We start from the raw sequence: 15,203 nt of genomic DNA on the forward strand, positions 1-15,203 counted from the left end.
ACCTGACAGGTTTAAAAAGCCTGTCAGGTCTTAGTAATTTATTTAGCTAATTCCATGAAAGTATCTTCAATAGTTGCCTCTGTTTTTTCTATTGCCACATTAGAAAGATTATTAGATTCTAAAAACTGTATTAAATCCTTAGGATTAAAATCTGCTCTACAATCTGTATAATGCACAAACTCACCAAAAGGATAGACACTATGATTATATTCGTAAGTCTTTAAACTCTTAATAAGTTGATACGTATTATTTGCTCTAACGTTATAAATCTGTTTTGGATAATGCTTTACAATGGCTTGAGGTGTATCTATCTGTAAAATTTTACCGTCTTGAATCAATGCAATTCTGTCACACAAAGCAGCTTCATCCATATATGGTGTAGATACTAAAATGGTAATACCTTTTTGTTGCAAACGTTTAAGCATGTCCCAAAATTCTTTTCTCGACACTGGGTCCACTCCTGTTGTTGGCTCATCTAAAAACAACACTTTTGGTTTATGAATTAAAGCACAACATAAAGCCAGTTTTTGTTTCATTCCTCCAGATAGTTTACCTGCACGACGGTCTTTAAAAGGTTCAATTTGAACATAAATCTCTTTTATTAAATCGTAATTTTCTTCTATGGTTGTTCCGAAAATTGTTGCGAAGAAATTTAAATTTTCTTCAATGGTTAAATCTTGATAAAGCGAAAATTTCCCTGGCATATAGCCAACATTATTCCGAATCTTTTTATAGTCTGAAACTACATCAAAATCAGCAACCGTTGCAGAACCTTCATTAGCAATTAAGAGCGTAGTTAAAATTCTAAACAACGTTGTTTTACCTGCGCCATCAGGACCAATAAGTCCAAAAAGCTCCCCTTTTTTCACATTAAAAGAAATGTTCTCTAAAGCTTTTACGCTTTTGTAAGATTTTGATATGTTAGAAACTGTGATACTCATTTATTCAAAAAAATCTGAATATGCGTTAATATTTTTCTCAATACTTGATTTTATTTTTGATGCGTCTTCTACTGTTTTAGTTTCTGAAAGGGCTTCTATTTTTGCCATTAATGGCAAAAGCCAAACGTGTAAATTGTCATGAGAGTCACCTTTCATTGTACAGTTTTTAATAATGTAATTTTTATGCTGACTTAATTGCTCCGCTAAATCTTGGTAATTTTCTAATGAGTTAGTTCTATTTGTCGCAATGCTAGTAAGCATATTTTTCACACCTTCATTAGTTTCTTTATTTGCAGACCATTTTCCATTGTCACTTACTTTAATTTCGTCAATCCATGTGTTTTTATAAACCTCTAAAGTCTCATCACTTTGTTTATTATTTTTTATATTAACAGACTGATTAACCGTTTCTGTTTTAATTATCTCTTCTTGTTTTTTATTGTCTTTACATCCAACAAAAGCAAATAGAGTCATTGCAAAAATTAAATATTTCATGTTTTAAGTTTTAGTTATTATTGATATTTAAATTATTTAACCATAGCTCTGCAGGCATTCCAATTTTTAGGCTTCCATCATTTTGAACGTCTACTTTTACAGCATAAACTAATGCCACACGTTCTTCTTTAGTTTGAATTATTTTTGGTGTAAATTCTGCTTCTGAAGTTATCCAGTTAATCGTTCCTTTATAGGATTTCATAGTATCGGCATCATCAATTTTAACAGTTACTTCTTGCCCTATTTTAATATTAGCCAATTGCGTTTCACTTATATAAACTCGTAATTGCATGGTACTTAAATCTGCGATTTTATACAACGGTTTTCCAAAAGCGGTAATTTCATTTGGTTCTGCGTATTTGGTTAAAACAGTTCCGTTTACAGGATTTGTGATTTTACTTTTCTGGATTTGGTCATCAATTTGCTTTAACTGCACATCAATAGATTTAAGCTCATTTACAACAGGAGCATTCTGTATTTCGACACTTCTAATTTGGCTTTTAATCACATCCATTTCGCCAAGAACATCATCCAGTTGTTTTTGTGTTCCCGCATTATCCTTTATAAGGTTTTGAGCGCGTGTTTTATTTGTGTTTGCCGTTTTTAGTTTTGCATTTAATACATTAATCTGTGATAAAACACCTTTAGATTTTGAAGCAATGACAGCCTTAGAAACCTCTAACTGCTCACGTTTTAATGCTAACGGAATAGTATCGATATAGCCAATAAATTGTTCTTTTTGAAGTATATCACCTTCATCAAGATTAAACTGCATTAGTTTTCCATTATTTTCTGCTGAAATAGTTATTTCTGTTGCTTCAAAATTTCCGTAACCATCTGATTTTCCGTTGTTGTTTCCACAGGAAATAAATGTTAATGTAGCTATGCTTAGGCTTATTATATAATAGTAGTTTTTCATGAGTTTATGTTTTACTTCCCGCAGATTTTCGCAGATTCTCGCAGACTTTTTTATCAATTATACTTGTTATTTTAATTCTTTTTTCTGCGCTAATCTTCGAAATCTATGTTTTTTCTATTGTCCTTTAATGACATTGTAATTTGCTTTTGCTAGTTGTAACTGAATGTGATGCTTAACCATGGTGTTTTCATCTTCGTATAAATTAGTAAGCTCTGTGATGTATGCTGAAGACGTAATCACACCATTTTTAAGTTGCGATTCTGCCGATTTAAGCACGTCTTTTCTAAGGTTAATTATTTCTAAATCTGAAGTAATAAAAAATTCAACTTTATCAATTTCTTTCTGTTGTTGGTTTAACGCAATGTTAGTATTGAGTTTGAAAATTTCAGTTTCATTCTCTATAAAATCTTTGTTAATAGCTAATGACTCTCTTTGCTTTTTGTTCGCGTTCCAATCGAAAATAATCCAATTCACTTTAACACCAACTGTATAAAATGTTTGAAACGAATTATCCAACATATTTAATCCTGGATTGCCATAACCTCCTGTTGCAAAACCTAGTAATTTAGGTGCCTTTTGTTTAGACAACAGGGTTTCAGAATTTTCAACTTCTTCTTTTTTAAGTTGAAATAATTCTAACTCTGGTCTTACTATTTCTGTTTGTAATGGTGTTTCTAAAAGTGGCTTTTGAAATGTTGTAAACACTTGTAATGGTTGACTTATTAAACTTGATAATGTTTCAATAAGGGTTACTTTGTTGCTTTTAAGTTCATTGAATTGTTGGCTTACTTTTAATAATTCAGCCTCCAGAATTTTATCTGAAGTTGGTAAAATAATACCATACTTAATTCCTGATTGTACTTCCTTTAGCTTGGCTTCTAATTGCGCTTTTTTCGCTTTTAATAATAACTGAGATTCTTGCGCTAATAAAACAGAAAAATAGAGTTGGTTAATTTGCTGTTTTAGTTGGTATAAACTGACTTCGACTTGTTTTTGTTCCGTTTTTAATTGCGCCGATTTTAAATTTAAAGACGCCTCTGTTGCTCCTCCATTATAAATAAGCTGATTTACAGAAACAGTTGCACGATATTGGTCTTTGTTTAATGGTTCAATTCCTGACATTGCCAGAGGAAATTGAATCACATCAGACTGATACGTCGCTTGCGCATCTAAACTTAACTGTGGTAATTTTGAAGTCGCAATAACTTCTGCTTCCAATTTGTTTTGCGCCTCTAAAAGTTTTGACTGTTTTGCTAACGGATAATTTTCTGTCACTAATTGGTAACATTCCTCTAACGTGATGCTTTGTTGGGCTTGACTTGAAAGCGCATATAAGATTACAAAAACTAGTAGTAATTGTTTCATTTTAATTAGTCTTTATAGAATTAATAATAAAGTCGGCAACTTCTGTTTTTCTACCTTCTATCAGTTGTTTGTAGGCGTCATCATCTGTATTTGTAAAGGCCATAAGCAACGGTTTTGCAACAAACGGAAAAATATTTAATGCCATAATATTGATGAATAATTGTTCTGCACTAATAGGTTTTATAATACCTTTTTCAACTTCTTGTTCTACTTGAACTTTAAATTTATCAAGGTTTAAAAAGTTTGGATTATCTTTCAGTTTTATAATAAACCCTGGATTTCTATTCAATTCTTGAATGATGAAATTTGGTAAATAAGGATGCTTAACAATGAATGTTATATAGTTTGACGTGAAGTTTCTCACCTTGTCTTCAATAGTAGACTCGTCATTTAAAACCGCATTTAATTGAGGCGCTAACAAGCTAAAGGCGTTTTTAAATACCGATTCAAACAATAACTGCTTACTTCTGTAGTAATAATGCAACATAGCTTTATTAATACCTGCTTTATCTGCTATTTCTTGCATGCGTGCGCCATCCATTCCTTTAGATTGGAATATGCTTTTTGCAGCATTTAGTATTAGTTCTTCTGTGTTTTTATCTTTTGCTTTTCTCATTATAACTACATGGTTTAACCAAGTGGTTAACAAATGTATAATGAATTGATATTAAATTAGATGACTAATATCATGTAAACTGAATAAATAGTTATTTATTCAGTTTTTTATAGATTAATTTAGCAACTACAAGTCCTAAAACGCCTCCTAAAATAGAGACAAAACAATTGACGACGAATAAAGTTATATTAAAACTTTCATTTTGCATTATTGACCAGGGATCAAAACCTAATCTTCCAAAAGATTTGATTAAAAAAATACTTCCAAAAACACCGACTAAAGTGTTTCCTATGAACCCAAAAGAGTACTTTTTATAAAAAACACCAAAGATATTAGCCGCAATAATGCCAATAAGAATACTAACTAGTGAAATTAAAGTCCCTGTCATAATAGTAAGTTTACACTAGTGTCCGTAATCCATTTTGTCAACTTTTCCTGCCATTAGTCTTTTTTGAATAATGAAGTAAATAACAATCAGAATAAAACCAATAATTGCCCAATTAAAAGCTACTGATAAACCATAACTTTCTGTAGCTGTATTGTAAATCGTTAAATGCTCATGCGTATTATTGATAGACGGTAATATAACCGGAAATAATGACGCCAATGACGATGTAATTCCCCCTAAAATTAATAAGGTTGAAAACATAAAACCATGACTTTCTTTCTTTAGTTTGTTGATAAAAAACAATCCAATTAATCCTGTAAGATAAATAATAGGAAAGACTATTAAATAAGGCCTTTTTATAAAGTTATCTAGCGAATTAGGATTTACTATTTGCCATACAAATAAGGAAAACACCGTTAGTATTGCTAGAGCGATATTCATCTTAAAAATGACACCTTTAAGTTTGGTGTTAATTGAAGAATTAGTTTTTAAAATCACCCAATTAGCACCATGAATAGCTAAGGTGATCACAGAAATTAACCCTATAATAATTGTAAACCAATCTATAATTCCTGGTGTATCACTCAATGGACTAAAACTACTATCCCATAAGGGTAAGAAAAAATAATGTCCTTCGTAAGCTGAAACACCATTTTCAACACCTCCTAAGTTTACACCTCTAACAATATTACCTAAAGCGACACCAAAAAACAAAGCTAATAACAAACTTGACACGCCAAATGAGGTGTCCCAAATGTCTTTCCACATTTGATACTTAAATTGTCCTCTAAACTCTAAACCAATAGCTCTAAATATGATTAGCCATAGCACTATAATTAACGGTAAATAAAAGCCACTAAATACAGACGCATAAAATGTTGGAAACGCCATAAAAAGCATCCCTCCTGCTGCAACTAACCAAACCTCGTTAGAATCCCAAAATAAACCAGCAGATTTTGCGATGACTTCTTTGTCTTTTTCTTTTTTAGCAAAGAACAAATGAATGATTCCTGTACCAAAGTCGTAACCATCTAAAATAAAAAACACTGCTAAAACAATAGCGATTGCTATATACCAAAATACTTCCATAATTAATGTGTTTGAGGTTTTGGGCCTTGATTAATAGTTTTACCAACTAAGACTAGAAATAACAAGCCTAAAAGCATATATAAAGCGACAAAACCTAGTAAAGTAAATAGCGTGTTTCCTGAAGATACTGTTGGCGAAATTCCATCGCTAGTTTTTAATAAACCATATACTAGATAGGGTTGACGTCCTAGTTCTGCAGTGTACCAACCAGTAAGGTTTGCGATATAAGGAAATGGCACTAAAAACATAATGGTCCATAATAATGGTTTTAATGTGTATAGTTTTTTTCGCCATAAAAAGAAAAGCGCCAATGCCATTACACCTATAAAAATAGTTCCTAATCCAACCATTATATGATAAGAATAATAAAGCGCAGGAATATTACTTGGCAATTCTTCTTCTTTAAACTGATCCATTCCCGGAATTTGTTTATCCCAATCTTGATGCGTTAAAAAGCTTAATATATTAGGTACTGCTATTTTATTATCTAGCTTCTTTTCTACCATATTAGGTTGTCCAACTAAAACAATTTCGGCTCCAGCCTCTTCTGTTTCAAAAATCCCTTCCATAGCAGCAAAAGAAGCTGGTTGGTATTCTGCAACATTTTTAGCATTCCAATCACCTGTTGGAAAAGCAACCAATACACTAGATATTAATCCAAAAATCACACCTGTTTTTAAGAATAATTTCCCGTATTCCGTTTGCTTATTTCTTAATACATAAAATGCACCAATACTTGCTACAACAAACGAAGACGTAACCACCGACGCTATTTGATTGTGCAAAAAGGCTGGTAATAGCCAAGGATTTGTAAAGAGTGCTGAAAAGTTTTCTAAAACAAATTTACCGTTTTCTAAAACCTCATAACCTACAGGATGTTGCATCCAAGCATTAGTAGCTAGAATAAACCATCCACTTGCCCAAGAGCCTAAAAAGACTAGAAAACCTGTTAGAAAGTGTAATTTTTGTCCCATTAGTTTTTCACCAAAAATAAAGAGTGCTAAAAATGAGGATTCTAAAAAGAAAGAAAACATCCCTTCCATAGCCAAAGTCTGACCAATAATACCACCTGTGAGTTCTGAAAACTTCGCCCAATTGGTACCAAATTGAAACTCCATTGGAATTCCTGTAATCACTCCCATGGTAAAATTGATAGCAAAAATTTTCATTAAAAATTTTGCTGCATTGTTATACTTTTCGATGTTATTTATTAAATACTTTCCTTTAAAAAAGACTATCAATAATGATAATCCCATGGTTAATTGCGGAAATATATAATGAAATGTGATAGTAAATGCAAACTGTAACCTATCGTAAAAGAGCATGTCTTCCATATCCTAGTTTTTAGACTATAAAAATACGACACAACGCTTAAACGCTGTGTAACCTTTATCACAAAAAAGCCTCGAAAATGAGGCTTTTTTGTTATTTATAATTAGTTTGAATTATTTTTTTAAGATTGCATCTAAGACTAAGTCTTTATCTAGTTTTTTAGTACAGAAAAACCAGTCTTTACAGTCTAAATCTTCGGTAGATGTCATACGTTCTTCAGTAACACCACATGATCCAGCAGGAGATACAATTACATCATCTCCAGGATTCCAATCTGCAGGAGTAGCTACATTAAACTTATCTGAAGTTTGCATAGCTATTAAAGTTCTGTATAACTCATCAAAATTACGTCCTAAACTTAATGGATAGTAAATAATTGCTCTAACAGTTTCATTTGGATCTAAAAAAAAGACAGCTCTAACTGCTTGTGTTTTGCTTTCTCCGGGTTGAATCATTCCATATTTTTTTGGCAACTTCCATCGAGATGTCTTCAATTAAAGGAAATTTAACTTCAATGTTTTTCATTCCGTTAAATTCAATTTTATCTTTAATAGTTCTTAACCAAGCAATGTGACTATACAAACCATCAATTGACAAACCGATAAGACTACAGTTTGCTTTTTCAAATTTTTCTTCTAAATGCGCAAATGTCATAAACTCAGAGGTACAAACAGGTGTGAAATCTGCGGGATGACTAAATAATATAGACCATTTACCTTTATAATCTGATGGATAATTAATATTTCCTTGCGTCGTTACTGCTGTAAATTCTGGTGCTTTATCACCAATTCTTGGCATTGCAAATGTGTCTTGCGGTGTTGTTTCTAGCGTATTCATAGTATATCGAGTTTTAATTATTTATAGTATAAAATTACTCTAGAAGTGCAAGTTTGTTTGTAACATTTGTCACTTAAACCATACGTATTCCCTATCCTATTATAAGTGTTAACAATCACCAAAACAAACACTTTATTGCATAAAAAAAGCGCATAATATGCGCTTTTTTAATTGTTATGTGTAATGTTTTAAATTATCTTTCTTTAGGCTCCTCTTTATCTCTATCACTATTTGTCATTGAGCTTACTAATAAACCAATAAGTCCTAAGCAAACAAGCGCGAATATAGCAATCATTATTACTCCGTTGTTCCAATTGTATAATGCAATGTTTTGAGATATCATAGTATAAAATTTATGTCGTTATTTGATAGTGTAAAATTACTATTGCCTTTTGAAATTTAATATGACAAATATCAGTTTTATTAAACCTTTGCTTGTTTTGCTTTTTTTTGAATGATAAAAAACAATTCTCGGCCTGCTCTTGGCTTTATTGAGTTATAAGCATCCTCCATAATCCTTATATCAAAATAAGGTATAAAATAGTCTAAATACTCCTTTTTACTACCTCCAAAAGGTGGATGCGTTGTATTTAAAGTTGCGTCAAATAATAATCCAACGACTTTACCCTTTGTATTTAAAATCTCAGAAGCTTTTTTAGCGTATGCAAGTCTTAAACTAGGATTTATTGCACAAAAAAAAGTTTGTTCTATAATTAAATCAAAAGTCATATCTAAATCAAAAAAATTATCCAAAATTAGATTTGACGATGGAAAATCGGATACTCTTATTTTTAAGTTATCTAAAGCTGTTTTAGATAAATCGACAACAAATACATTTTTGAAGCCTTTATTATAAAGGTATTCTGCTTCATAACTATTACCACCACCAGGAATTAAAATTTTTAAATCTAAATTAGTTAACTGATCAAAATAAGCTTGTAATGGCGGAGAAATGGTTCCTAAATCCCAACCAATATCGTTAGATTGGTATCTATTATCCCAAAAATCTGCGTTTAAATCCATTAATACGTTGCTGTAATAACATCAATTAATTCGTTTTTTTGTAGCACACCTGATTGTCTCCAAACTTGTTTTCCATTTTTAAATAACAATAATGTTGGCACCCCTCTAACTTGATATTTAGACGCTAATTCTTGATTTTTATCTACATCAATTTTAATAATTGAAACACGTTCTTTTAAATTATCTTTTACATCTTTTAAAATGGGACTCATTGTTTTACAAGGTCCACACCACTCTGCATAAAAATCCACCAACACTGGTGAATCTTGATTTATTAATTCTGAAAATTTACTCATAATACTTCTTTTTATTTATCAAAACTAATAGCCCAAACTCCTCTAACCTGATTGACATCATAGCCTATTGCTTTATCTTGTGGATATAAACTAGCTAGTTTATCTAATGTTGGTCTTTGGATATCTTGATTTGGTGTCCCATGACATTGCAAGCACATTGCATTAGTTATAATTGGATAATACACATGTACTTTAGTGTCTGACAGTTCTACTATTGGTTTTGGTTCTTTATTATTTTTAATATTGTTTTTAAAAGAATTAATATACGTTAATTCTTTATAATTTGCTAAATTATTTTGATTTCTTGGTTTGTCGGAAACTCTTTTTATGGTTGCATTATTTACTACAGACATGCTATCTGTTAAAGGATAAGCCTTTTCATTACAAAACGCCAAAGCTTCTATCGTCCCTTTTTTCTGGATAGTTCCCATTAGGTTTTTTCCTAAAACAGCTTTAGTTGTTAAGGCATATTTTAATCCACGTTCCGCGTATGGTAAATCTTTAAAATTCACTTCAGTCTGCTGCTGGTTAACGTTATTTTTGTTTCTATTTCCTTTATGGTTACCATTTTCTTCATTAAAATGGGCTTCAAACCAATCTGGTTGATCAATATCATAATCAAACATATAGTCTGCTATTTTAGCAATTGTCTCTTCTGGAAATGCTTGCTTTGGCATAACACCAAAACGTTTTACTGCCCCAAACATTTTAGCGTCTTGTGCATTGGGCTTTTTAATCCAAAATTGCATTGCTGCTATAAACTCTTCTTTTGTCGTATTAGCGTCTATGTAATGTTTTTTAATAGCAATCATTGGTGGTCCAATCCTGTCTTCTTGACTAGCAGAAGGACTATGACATGTATAACAATTGATTTCCATTAGTTTTTTACCTGGATGCGTATTAGCTTCTTTTTGCGTATTTAAAACTGAAAAATCTTTTTTTTGCGCATTATTACAGCTCATCATAAAAACTGAAAGGACCATTATTACTACTAAATTCTTCATATTAAAATTTTATTTAGAAAGCTTGCCTGTCGCACAACTAACAAAAGATTTAGCTTTAGACACTAAGTTATTATCATCATCAATAGAAGGGTACCCTAATGTTTTAAGTTTAGTTTTTACAGCTAAAATAGCTTCTTCACTTTTATAATTAAAGGAGACTTTACTCTCTTCTACATTGATATTTATATCTAAAATATTATCAATTTCTGATAATTTTGTAGTAATTGTATTTGCGCAACCACCACATTTTAAGTTTTGTACTATTATTGCTGTATTCATTTTATTTATAGTTTAAGATTCCTCCTTTTAAATCATAAATCTCTGTAAACCCCATTGCTACAAGCTTATGTGAAGATTGTTTACTTCGACTTCCACTTCTGCAATACACGTAAACTGCTAGATCCTTGTTTAATTTATTAAATTCTTGATTAAATTCTCCTGAAAAAAAATCTATATTTTTTGCATTTTGAATATGCCCCGATTTAAATTCGTCAGCCGTTCTAACATCTATTAATTGCACTGTTTTATTTTCTATTTGCGTTTTGAACTCAGTAGAATCCAATACTTTTATAGCGCTGTCTTGAGGTGTACCACCTCCAAATAATGTTGTAAATATTGACATGATAATAATGTGTTTCATTTTTAATTCTATTTTAAATTTCGGTAAAATGTGTTCGCCTTAATGCCTCGATTCATTTTTAATTCTATTTTAAACTTTGGTAAAATGTGTTCGTCTTAATGGCTCGGTTCATTTTTAATTCTATTTTAAATTTCGGTAAAATGTGTTCGCCTTAATAGCTCGGTTCATTTTTAATTCTATTTTAAATTTCGGTGAAATGTGTTCGCCTTAATGCCTCGATTCATTTTTAATTCTATTTTAAATTTTGGTAAAATGTGTTCGCCTTAATAGCTCGGTTCATTTTTAATTCTATTTTAAATTTCGGTAAAATGTGTTTGCCTTAATAGCTCGGTTCATTTTTAATTCTATTTTGAATTTTAGTGAAATGTGTTCGCCTTAATGGCTCGGTGCATTTTTGAATTAACAACCCATTTAACACCTATAAAATTACTATAATTTACAATCCCTTTTAGTAACTAATGTTACACAAAAAAGCGCGTATTACAGTTATGCAATACGCGCTTTTAATAATTAAAAACAACTATAATATTATTTTAATGTTGTAGGACAAACAAAGTCTGTTGTTGGTATGTCTGTTTTCTTGATCGCTCCATAACCTCCAGCTATATCTATTAAATTATGGATCCCTCTGCTTTTTAGTATTGACGCTGCAATTACAGATCTATAACCTCCAGCACAATGTATGTAGAATGGTTTATCTTCCGGGAACTCACTTAAATGGCTATTTATATTATCCAAAGCGGTATGCTTTGCGCCATCAACATGCTCGGCTGTAAATTCGCCATCTTTTCTAACATCAAAAATAACGTCTTTATTGTCTTGGTAGCGTTTAGCAAACTCTTCAGCCGAAATTGATGTTAACGTATCATAATCCATCCCTTCACTTTTCCAAGCTTCGAAACTGCCATCTAAATACCCAACTACATTATCAAAACCAACACGAGATAAACGTGTGATTACTTCTTCTTCTCTACCTTTTGGTGTCACTAATAAAACCGGCTGACTAACGTCTGCAATTAAAGCTCCAACCCAAGGTGCAAATCCACCATCAATACCAATAAATATTGAGCGTGGAATATGTCCTTTTATAAATTCAGTTTGATGACGCACATCTAAAACAATGGCTTCAGTCTCATTAGCTGCTGCTTCAAAAGCCTTTGGACTTAATGGTTTGTGAGATTTTGTCATCACTTTATCAAAGCTTTCGTAACCTTTAATATTCATCATAACATTTTGAGGAAAATATGCTGGCGGTTCTGATAAACCTTCTAATAATTCAGCAATAAACTCATCCTTAGTCATATCTGCACGTAACGCATAATTGACTTCTTTTTGATGCCCTAAAGTATCTGTAGTTTCTTTACTCATGTTTTTACCACAAGCAGAACCAGCACCATGTGCTGGGTATACAATAATACTATCTGGTAAGGTCATAATTTTATCACGAAGTGAATCAAATAAATACCCTGCCAGTTTTTCTTGTGTTAAGTCTGACGCTATTTTTTGTGCTAAATCAGGACGTCCAACATCTCCGATAAATAAAGTATCTCCTGTAACTATACCGTGCTCTTTTCCGTTTTCGTCAATAACAAGATAGGTTGTACTCTCCATAGTATGACCTGGCGTATGGATGGCTTTTATTTTATAATCTCCTACTTCAAATAGTTGACCATCTGTTGCTATAATAGCATCATAAGATGGTTTTGCAGTTGGTCCAAATACGATTTGAGCGCCTGTTTTTTCTTTTAAATCTAAATGGCCAGACACAAAATCTGCATGAAAATGCGTTTCAAAAATATATTTGATTTTAGCATTGTCTTGCTTTGCTCTTTTTATGTAAGGTTGTACTTCCCTTAATGGGTCAAAAATTGCTGCCTCTCCATTACTTTCTATATAATAGGCTGCGTGTGCCAAACAACCTGTATAAATCTGTTCTATCTTCATTTTGAATTCTATTTTATATTTTGGTAAAATGAGTTCGCCTTAATGGCTCGGTTCATTTTAAACTCTATTCTATTTTGCTAAACGAAATTCGCCTTTAGGCTAAAACTATTGTTTAATTCTTCAAATTTACTAATGTTTTTAAATTTTTATAGCAACATAAGTTACATAATTAAAAAACTAATTCTTTTAAAATGATATAAATTGACATGACCAATACAAACCAACCAAAGCTCTTTTTTAATTTTTTTCCTGAGACAAATTTAGAAAAATATCCCCCTACCAATATCCCAACAATTGTTAATAAGGAAAAGGTTAATAGAAAAAACCAATCAATATCTAAGGTTTGTGCATCTCCAGAAAACCCTATTAACGAGTTAATTGCTACAATAACTAAAGACGTTCCGACTGCTTTTTTCATATCTAAACCAGCCCAAAGTACAAGTGCAGGAACATATAAAAAACCACCACCTGCTCCAATTAACCCCGTAATAACACCAATTATTATACCTTGTGTAAAGGTTTTGTAATAAGGTTGAGCACCGTTAGAAACAGACTCCTTTTGCTTCGCTTTTATCATTGAAAAAGCCGCCAAAAACATGATTATCGCAAAAAATATCATGATTGCCATACCTTTGGTTAACGAAAATTTGCCAATAGTAAAAAGCTCATCTGGTATCGCTGGCACCAAATATCTTCTAGAGATAAAAACAGCGATAAATGATGGAAAGGAAAAGGCTAAACCAGTCTTAAAATCAACTAATCCTTTTCTGTATTTTTCAATCACACCAACCAGTGATGATGATCCCACCACAAACAATGAGTAAGCGGTTGCTATTATAGGATTAAACCCTAAAAAATAAACTAATAACGGTACTGTTAAAATTGAGCCACCTCCGCCAATTAAGCCTAAAATAGCCCCAATTAAAAAAGCTGCAACGTAAGTAAATATTTGTGTAAAATCCATAGGTTAAATTATCCATAGCAAAACTACTGTTTTAAATAGTAATTATATGTAACAGTTGTTACGCTTATAAATCAATTACAGTAATATTATTTCGATGAAGTTTTATTTTTCCATCGATTTCTAAAGTTTTTAATAGTCTAGAAATGACTACTCTAGAGGTGTGTAAATCTCTTGCAATTTCTTGATGCGTGACATGTATGACTTCATTATGATTGACCATCGCCTTGTCTTTTAAGTATTTAAACAGGCGTTCGTCCATTTTAAAAAAAGCAATCGTATCTATAGCTTCCAACAATTCTGACATACGGTTATGATAACTTTGTAATACAAATTTTTGCCAAGATTTATACTTCCCTAACCATTCTTCCATTTTAGCAACAGGCACCATGATTAATTTGGTATCGGTTTCGGCAACAGCCCTAATTTCACTTTTAGAATTTCCTAAACAACAAGATAACGTCATTGCGCAAGTATCACCTTGCTCTATGAAGTATAATATTAACTCGTCGCCATTGTCATCTTCTCTTAAAATCTTAATAGCTCCGCTTACCAAAAGTGGCATTGACTTTATATAATCACCAATTTCTATTAATTTAAAGCCTTCAGGAATATCCTTGTATGTCCCAACACTATTGATTTCTTGTATCAATTCTTCTTCAAATAAATAGCCGTAATGTTGTTGTAGTTCTTCTAACATTGTTTGTTTTTTAACAAGGTAAAGTTAAGTAAAATTGCCCAATGTAACTTTAGTTACTTAACTAAACACCCCTGCTATTAATCGTAGCTTTCTATCCATTCACCGAATAAAACAAAAATGAATATGTAATATGGGATACATTTAAGAAATAATTATATTATTGTAGCATGCACATTAATCCTCCCATAAATTTCACGTTATTAATTGATGATGATAAAGTTATCAACTTCTATAATGAGAAAATAGTTAATAAACACCAAGATTTTATTAATGTAGTCGCTGTTAACAGTGGTATGAAAGCATTAGAATATCTTAATAATGCTATTCTTGGGCTCACTAAAAAACCAAATCTTATTTTTCTAGATATTAATATGCCTGCCATGAATGGTTGGGAATTTATCGAAGAATATGACAAATTAGACAAGGCGTTCACGTCCTCTATTAAAATCATTTTATTGACGACTTCTAATAACCCTGATGACTTTGAACGTTACAAAACAATAGATTTACTAGAAGATTTTATCAATAAACCACTATCGGACAGCTTACTAACTAATTTAATAGAAAGTCATTACAAGGAAAAAACTATTTAGCTTTTTTTTACACTATTTTTGCTTTAAATAAACACATTCTAACCCTTTAAGTTAATTTTT

At 31.5% G+C, this 15,203-nt stretch carries 20 protein-coding genes; 1 reads left to right on the plus strand and 19 read right to left on the minus strand.

What is annotated here, in order from left to right:
• Positions 1-38: 38 nt before the first annotated feature.
• The 19 genes from H0I26_RS15180 to H0I26_RS15265 form a co-directional block, all read right to left on the minus strand.
• Complete coding sequence (locus H0I26_RS15180; protein WP_218699833.1) at positions 39-941, minus strand: ABC transporter ATP-binding protein; 903 nt, start codon at positions 939-941, stop codon at positions 39-41.
• Positions 942-1,436 (minus strand): hypothetical protein, encoded by a 495-nt coding sequence (locus H0I26_RS15185; RefSeq protein ID WP_101018996.1) that lies wholly within the window; start codon positions 1,434-1,436, stop codon positions 942-944.
• A gap of 10 nt (positions 1,437-1,446) precedes the next feature.
• Positions 1,447-2,355, minus strand: coding sequence for an HlyD family secretion protein (locus H0I26_RS15190; RefSeq protein ID WP_218699834.1), 909 nt, complete (start codon positions 2,353-2,355; stop codon positions 1,447-1,449).
• 114 nt (positions 2,356-2,469) lie between these two features.
• Positions 2,470-3,720, minus strand: coding sequence for a TolC family protein (locus H0I26_RS15195; protein WP_218699835.1), 1,251 nt, complete (start codon positions 3,718-3,720; stop codon positions 2,470-2,472).
• Between the two features lies 1 nt (position 3,721).
• Complete coding sequence (locus H0I26_RS15200) at positions 3,722-4,336, minus strand: TetR/AcrR family transcriptional regulator (protein WP_218699836.1); 615 nt, start codon at positions 4,334-4,336, stop codon at positions 3,722-3,724.
• Between the two features lie 91 nt (positions 4,337-4,427).
• Positions 4,428-4,724, minus strand: coding sequence for a hypothetical protein (locus H0I26_RS15205; protein ID WP_090838756.1), 297 nt, complete (start codon positions 4,722-4,724; stop codon positions 4,428-4,430).
• 15 nt (positions 4,725-4,739) lie between these two features.
• The gene (cydB, locus tag H0I26_RS15210; RefSeq protein ID WP_218699837.1) at positions 4,740-5,813 is read right to left on the minus strand and encodes a cytochrome d ubiquinol oxidase subunit II; all 1,074 of its coding nucleotides are present in this window, start codon (positions 5,811-5,813) and stop codon (positions 4,740-4,742) included.
• Positions 5,814-5,815: 2 nt separating this feature from the next.
• A complete protein-coding gene (locus H0I26_RS15215; RefSeq protein WP_218699838.1) occupies positions 5,816-7,147 on the minus strand; it encodes a cytochrome ubiquinol oxidase subunit I in 1,332 nt (443 codons plus the stop codon).
• A 111-nt stretch (positions 7,148-7,258) separates the two neighbouring features.
• Positions 7,259-7,600: a hypothetical protein gene (locus H0I26_RS19795; protein WP_256935140.1), complete on the minus strand. Its 342-nt coding sequence runs from the start codon at positions 7,598-7,600 to the stop codon at positions 7,259-7,261.
• Entirely contained in the window at positions 7,563-7,982 is a 420-nt protein-coding gene (locus tag H0I26_RS19800; RefSeq protein ID WP_256935141.1) for a redoxin domain-containing protein, read from the minus strand. Before H0I26_RS19800 ends, H0I26_RS19795 begins: the two co-directional genes overlap by 38 nt.
• 193 nt (positions 7,983-8,175) lie before the next feature.
• A complete protein-coding gene (locus tag H0I26_RS15225; RefSeq protein ID WP_168800759.1) occupies positions 8,176-8,325 on the minus strand; it encodes a hypothetical protein in 150 nt (49 codons plus the stop codon).
• A gap of 80 nt (positions 8,326-8,405) precedes the next feature.
• Complete coding sequence (locus H0I26_RS15230) at positions 8,406-9,005, minus strand: SAM-dependent methyltransferase (RefSeq protein ID WP_218699839.1); 600 nt, start codon at positions 9,003-9,005, stop codon at positions 8,406-8,408.
• Positions 9,005-9,301, minus strand: a complete 297-nt coding sequence (gene trxA, locus H0I26_RS15235) for a thioredoxin (protein ID WP_101019014.1) — start codon at positions 9,299-9,301, stop codon at positions 9,005-9,007. Before trxA ends, H0I26_RS15230 begins: the two co-directional genes overlap by 1 nt.
• Positions 9,302-9,312: 11 nt before the next feature.
• Positions 9,313-10,305: a DUF3365 domain-containing protein gene (locus H0I26_RS15240; RefSeq protein ID WP_218699840.1), complete on the minus strand. Its 993-nt coding sequence runs from the start codon at positions 10,303-10,305 to the stop codon at positions 9,313-9,315.
• 9 nt (positions 10,306-10,314) lie between these two features.
• Complete coding sequence (locus H0I26_RS15245; RefSeq protein ID WP_218699841.1) at positions 10,315-10,584, minus strand: heavy-metal-associated domain-containing protein; 270 nt, start codon at positions 10,582-10,584, stop codon at positions 10,315-10,317.
• Between the two features lies 1 nt (position 10,585).
• The gene (locus H0I26_RS15250) at positions 10,586-10,945 is read right to left on the minus strand and encodes a rhodanese-like domain-containing protein (protein WP_232735077.1); all 360 of its coding nucleotides are present in this window, start codon (positions 10,943-10,945) and stop codon (positions 10,586-10,588) included.
• A gap of 528 nt (positions 10,946-11,473) precedes the next feature.
• A complete protein-coding gene (locus H0I26_RS15255) occupies positions 11,474-12,889 on the minus strand; it encodes an MBL fold metallo-hydrolase (RefSeq protein WP_218699842.1) in 1,416 nt (471 codons plus the stop codon).
• Between the two features lie 169 nt (positions 12,890-13,058).
• Positions 13,059-13,853, minus strand: coding sequence for a sulfite exporter TauE/SafE family protein (locus H0I26_RS15260; RefSeq protein WP_218699843.1), 795 nt, complete (start codon positions 13,851-13,853; stop codon positions 13,059-13,061).
• A gap of 64 nt (positions 13,854-13,917) precedes the next feature.
• On the minus strand, positions 13,918-14,550 hold the full coding sequence (locus H0I26_RS15265) for a Crp/Fnr family transcriptional regulator (protein WP_218699844.1): 633 nt from the start codon (positions 14,548-14,550) through the stop codon (positions 13,918-13,920).
• Positions 14,551-14,717: 167 nt separating this feature from the next.
• On the opposite strand from H0I26_RS15265, the gene H0I26_RS15270 reads away from it, so the two are divergent.
• A complete protein-coding gene (locus H0I26_RS15270) occupies positions 14,718-15,143 on the plus strand; it encodes a two-component system response regulator (RefSeq protein ID WP_218699845.1) in 426 nt (141 codons plus the stop codon).
• The last annotated feature ends 60 nt before the right edge of the window (positions 15,144-15,203 follow it).

The sequence above is a fragment of the Olleya sp. HaHaR_3_96 genome, assembly GCF_019278545.1.
In the GTDB taxonomy this organism is placed as follows: domain Bacteria; phylum Bacteroidota; class Bacteroidia; order Flavobacteriales; family Flavobacteriaceae; genus Olleya.

Bases quoted from the DNA above. Each gene is read 5' to 3' on its own strand.
- H0I26_RS15180 (WP_218699833.1), bottom strand. From the start codon at position 941: ATGAGTATCACAGTTTCTAACATATCAAAATCTTACAAAAGCGTAAAA.
- H0I26_RS15185 (WP_101018996.1), bottom strand. From the start codon at position 1,436: ATGAAATATTTAATTTTTGCAATGACTCTATTTGCTTTTGTTGGATGT.
- H0I26_RS15190 (WP_218699834.1), bottom strand. From the start codon at position 2,355: ATGAAAAACTACTATTATATAATAAGCCTAAGCATAGCTACATTAACA.
- H0I26_RS15195 (WP_218699835.1), bottom strand. From the start codon at position 3,720: ATGAAACAATTACTACTAGTTTTTGTAATCTTATATGCGCTTTCAAGT.
- H0I26_RS15200 (WP_218699836.1), bottom strand. From the start codon at position 4,336: ATGAGAAAAGCAAAAGATAAAAACACAGAAGAACTAATACTAAATGCT.
- H0I26_RS15205 (WP_090838756.1), bottom strand. From the start codon at position 4,724: ATGACAGGGACTTTAATTTCACTAGTTAGTATTCTTATTGGCATTATT.
- cydB (WP_218699837.1), bottom strand. From the start codon at position 5,813: ATGGAAGTATTTTGGTATATAGCAATCGCTATTGTTTTAGCAGTGTTT.
- H0I26_RS15215 (WP_218699838.1), bottom strand. From the start codon at position 7,147: ATGGAAGACATGCTCTTTTACGATAGGTTACAGTTTGCATTTACTATC.
- H0I26_RS19795 (WP_256935140.1), bottom strand. From the start codon at position 7,600: ATGATTCAACCCGGAGAAAGCAAAACACAAGCAGTTAGAGCTGTCTTT.
- H0I26_RS19800 (WP_256935141.1), bottom strand. From the start codon at position 7,982: ATGAATACGCTAGAAACAACACCGCAAGACACATTTGCAATGCCAAGA.
- H0I26_RS15225 (WP_168800759.1), bottom strand. From the start codon at position 8,325: ATGATATCTCAAAACATTGCATTATACAATTGGAACAACGGAGTAATA.
- H0I26_RS15230 (WP_218699839.1), bottom strand. From the start codon at position 9,005: ATGGATTTAAACGCAGATTTTTGGGATAATAGATACCAATCTAACGAT.
- trxA (WP_101019014.1), bottom strand. From the start codon at position 9,301: ATGAGTAAATTTTCAGAATTAATAAATCAAGATTCACCAGTGTTGGTG.
- H0I26_RS15240 (WP_218699840.1), bottom strand. From the start codon at position 10,305: ATGAAGAATTTAGTAGTAATAATGGTCCTTTCAGTTTTTATGATGAGC.
- H0I26_RS15245 (WP_218699841.1), bottom strand. From the start codon at position 10,584: ATGAATACAGCAATAATAGTACAAAACTTAAAATGTGGTGGTTGCGCA.
- H0I26_RS15250 (WP_232735077.1), bottom strand. From the start codon at position 10,945: ATGAAACACATTATTATCATGTCAATATTTACAACATTATTTGGAGGT.
- H0I26_RS15255 (WP_218699842.1), bottom strand. From the start codon at position 12,889: ATGAAGATAGAACAGATTTATACAGGTTGTTTGGCACACGCAGCCTAT.
- H0I26_RS15260 (WP_218699843.1), bottom strand. From the start codon at position 13,853: ATGGATTTTACACAAATATTTACTTACGTTGCAGCTTTTTTAATTGGG.
- H0I26_RS15265 (WP_218699844.1), bottom strand. From the start codon at position 14,550: ATGTTAGAAGAACTACAACAACATTACGGCTATTTATTTGAAGAAGAA.
- H0I26_RS15270 (WP_218699845.1), top strand. From the start codon at position 14,718: ATGCACATTAATCCTCCCATAAATTTCACGTTATTAATTGATGATGAT.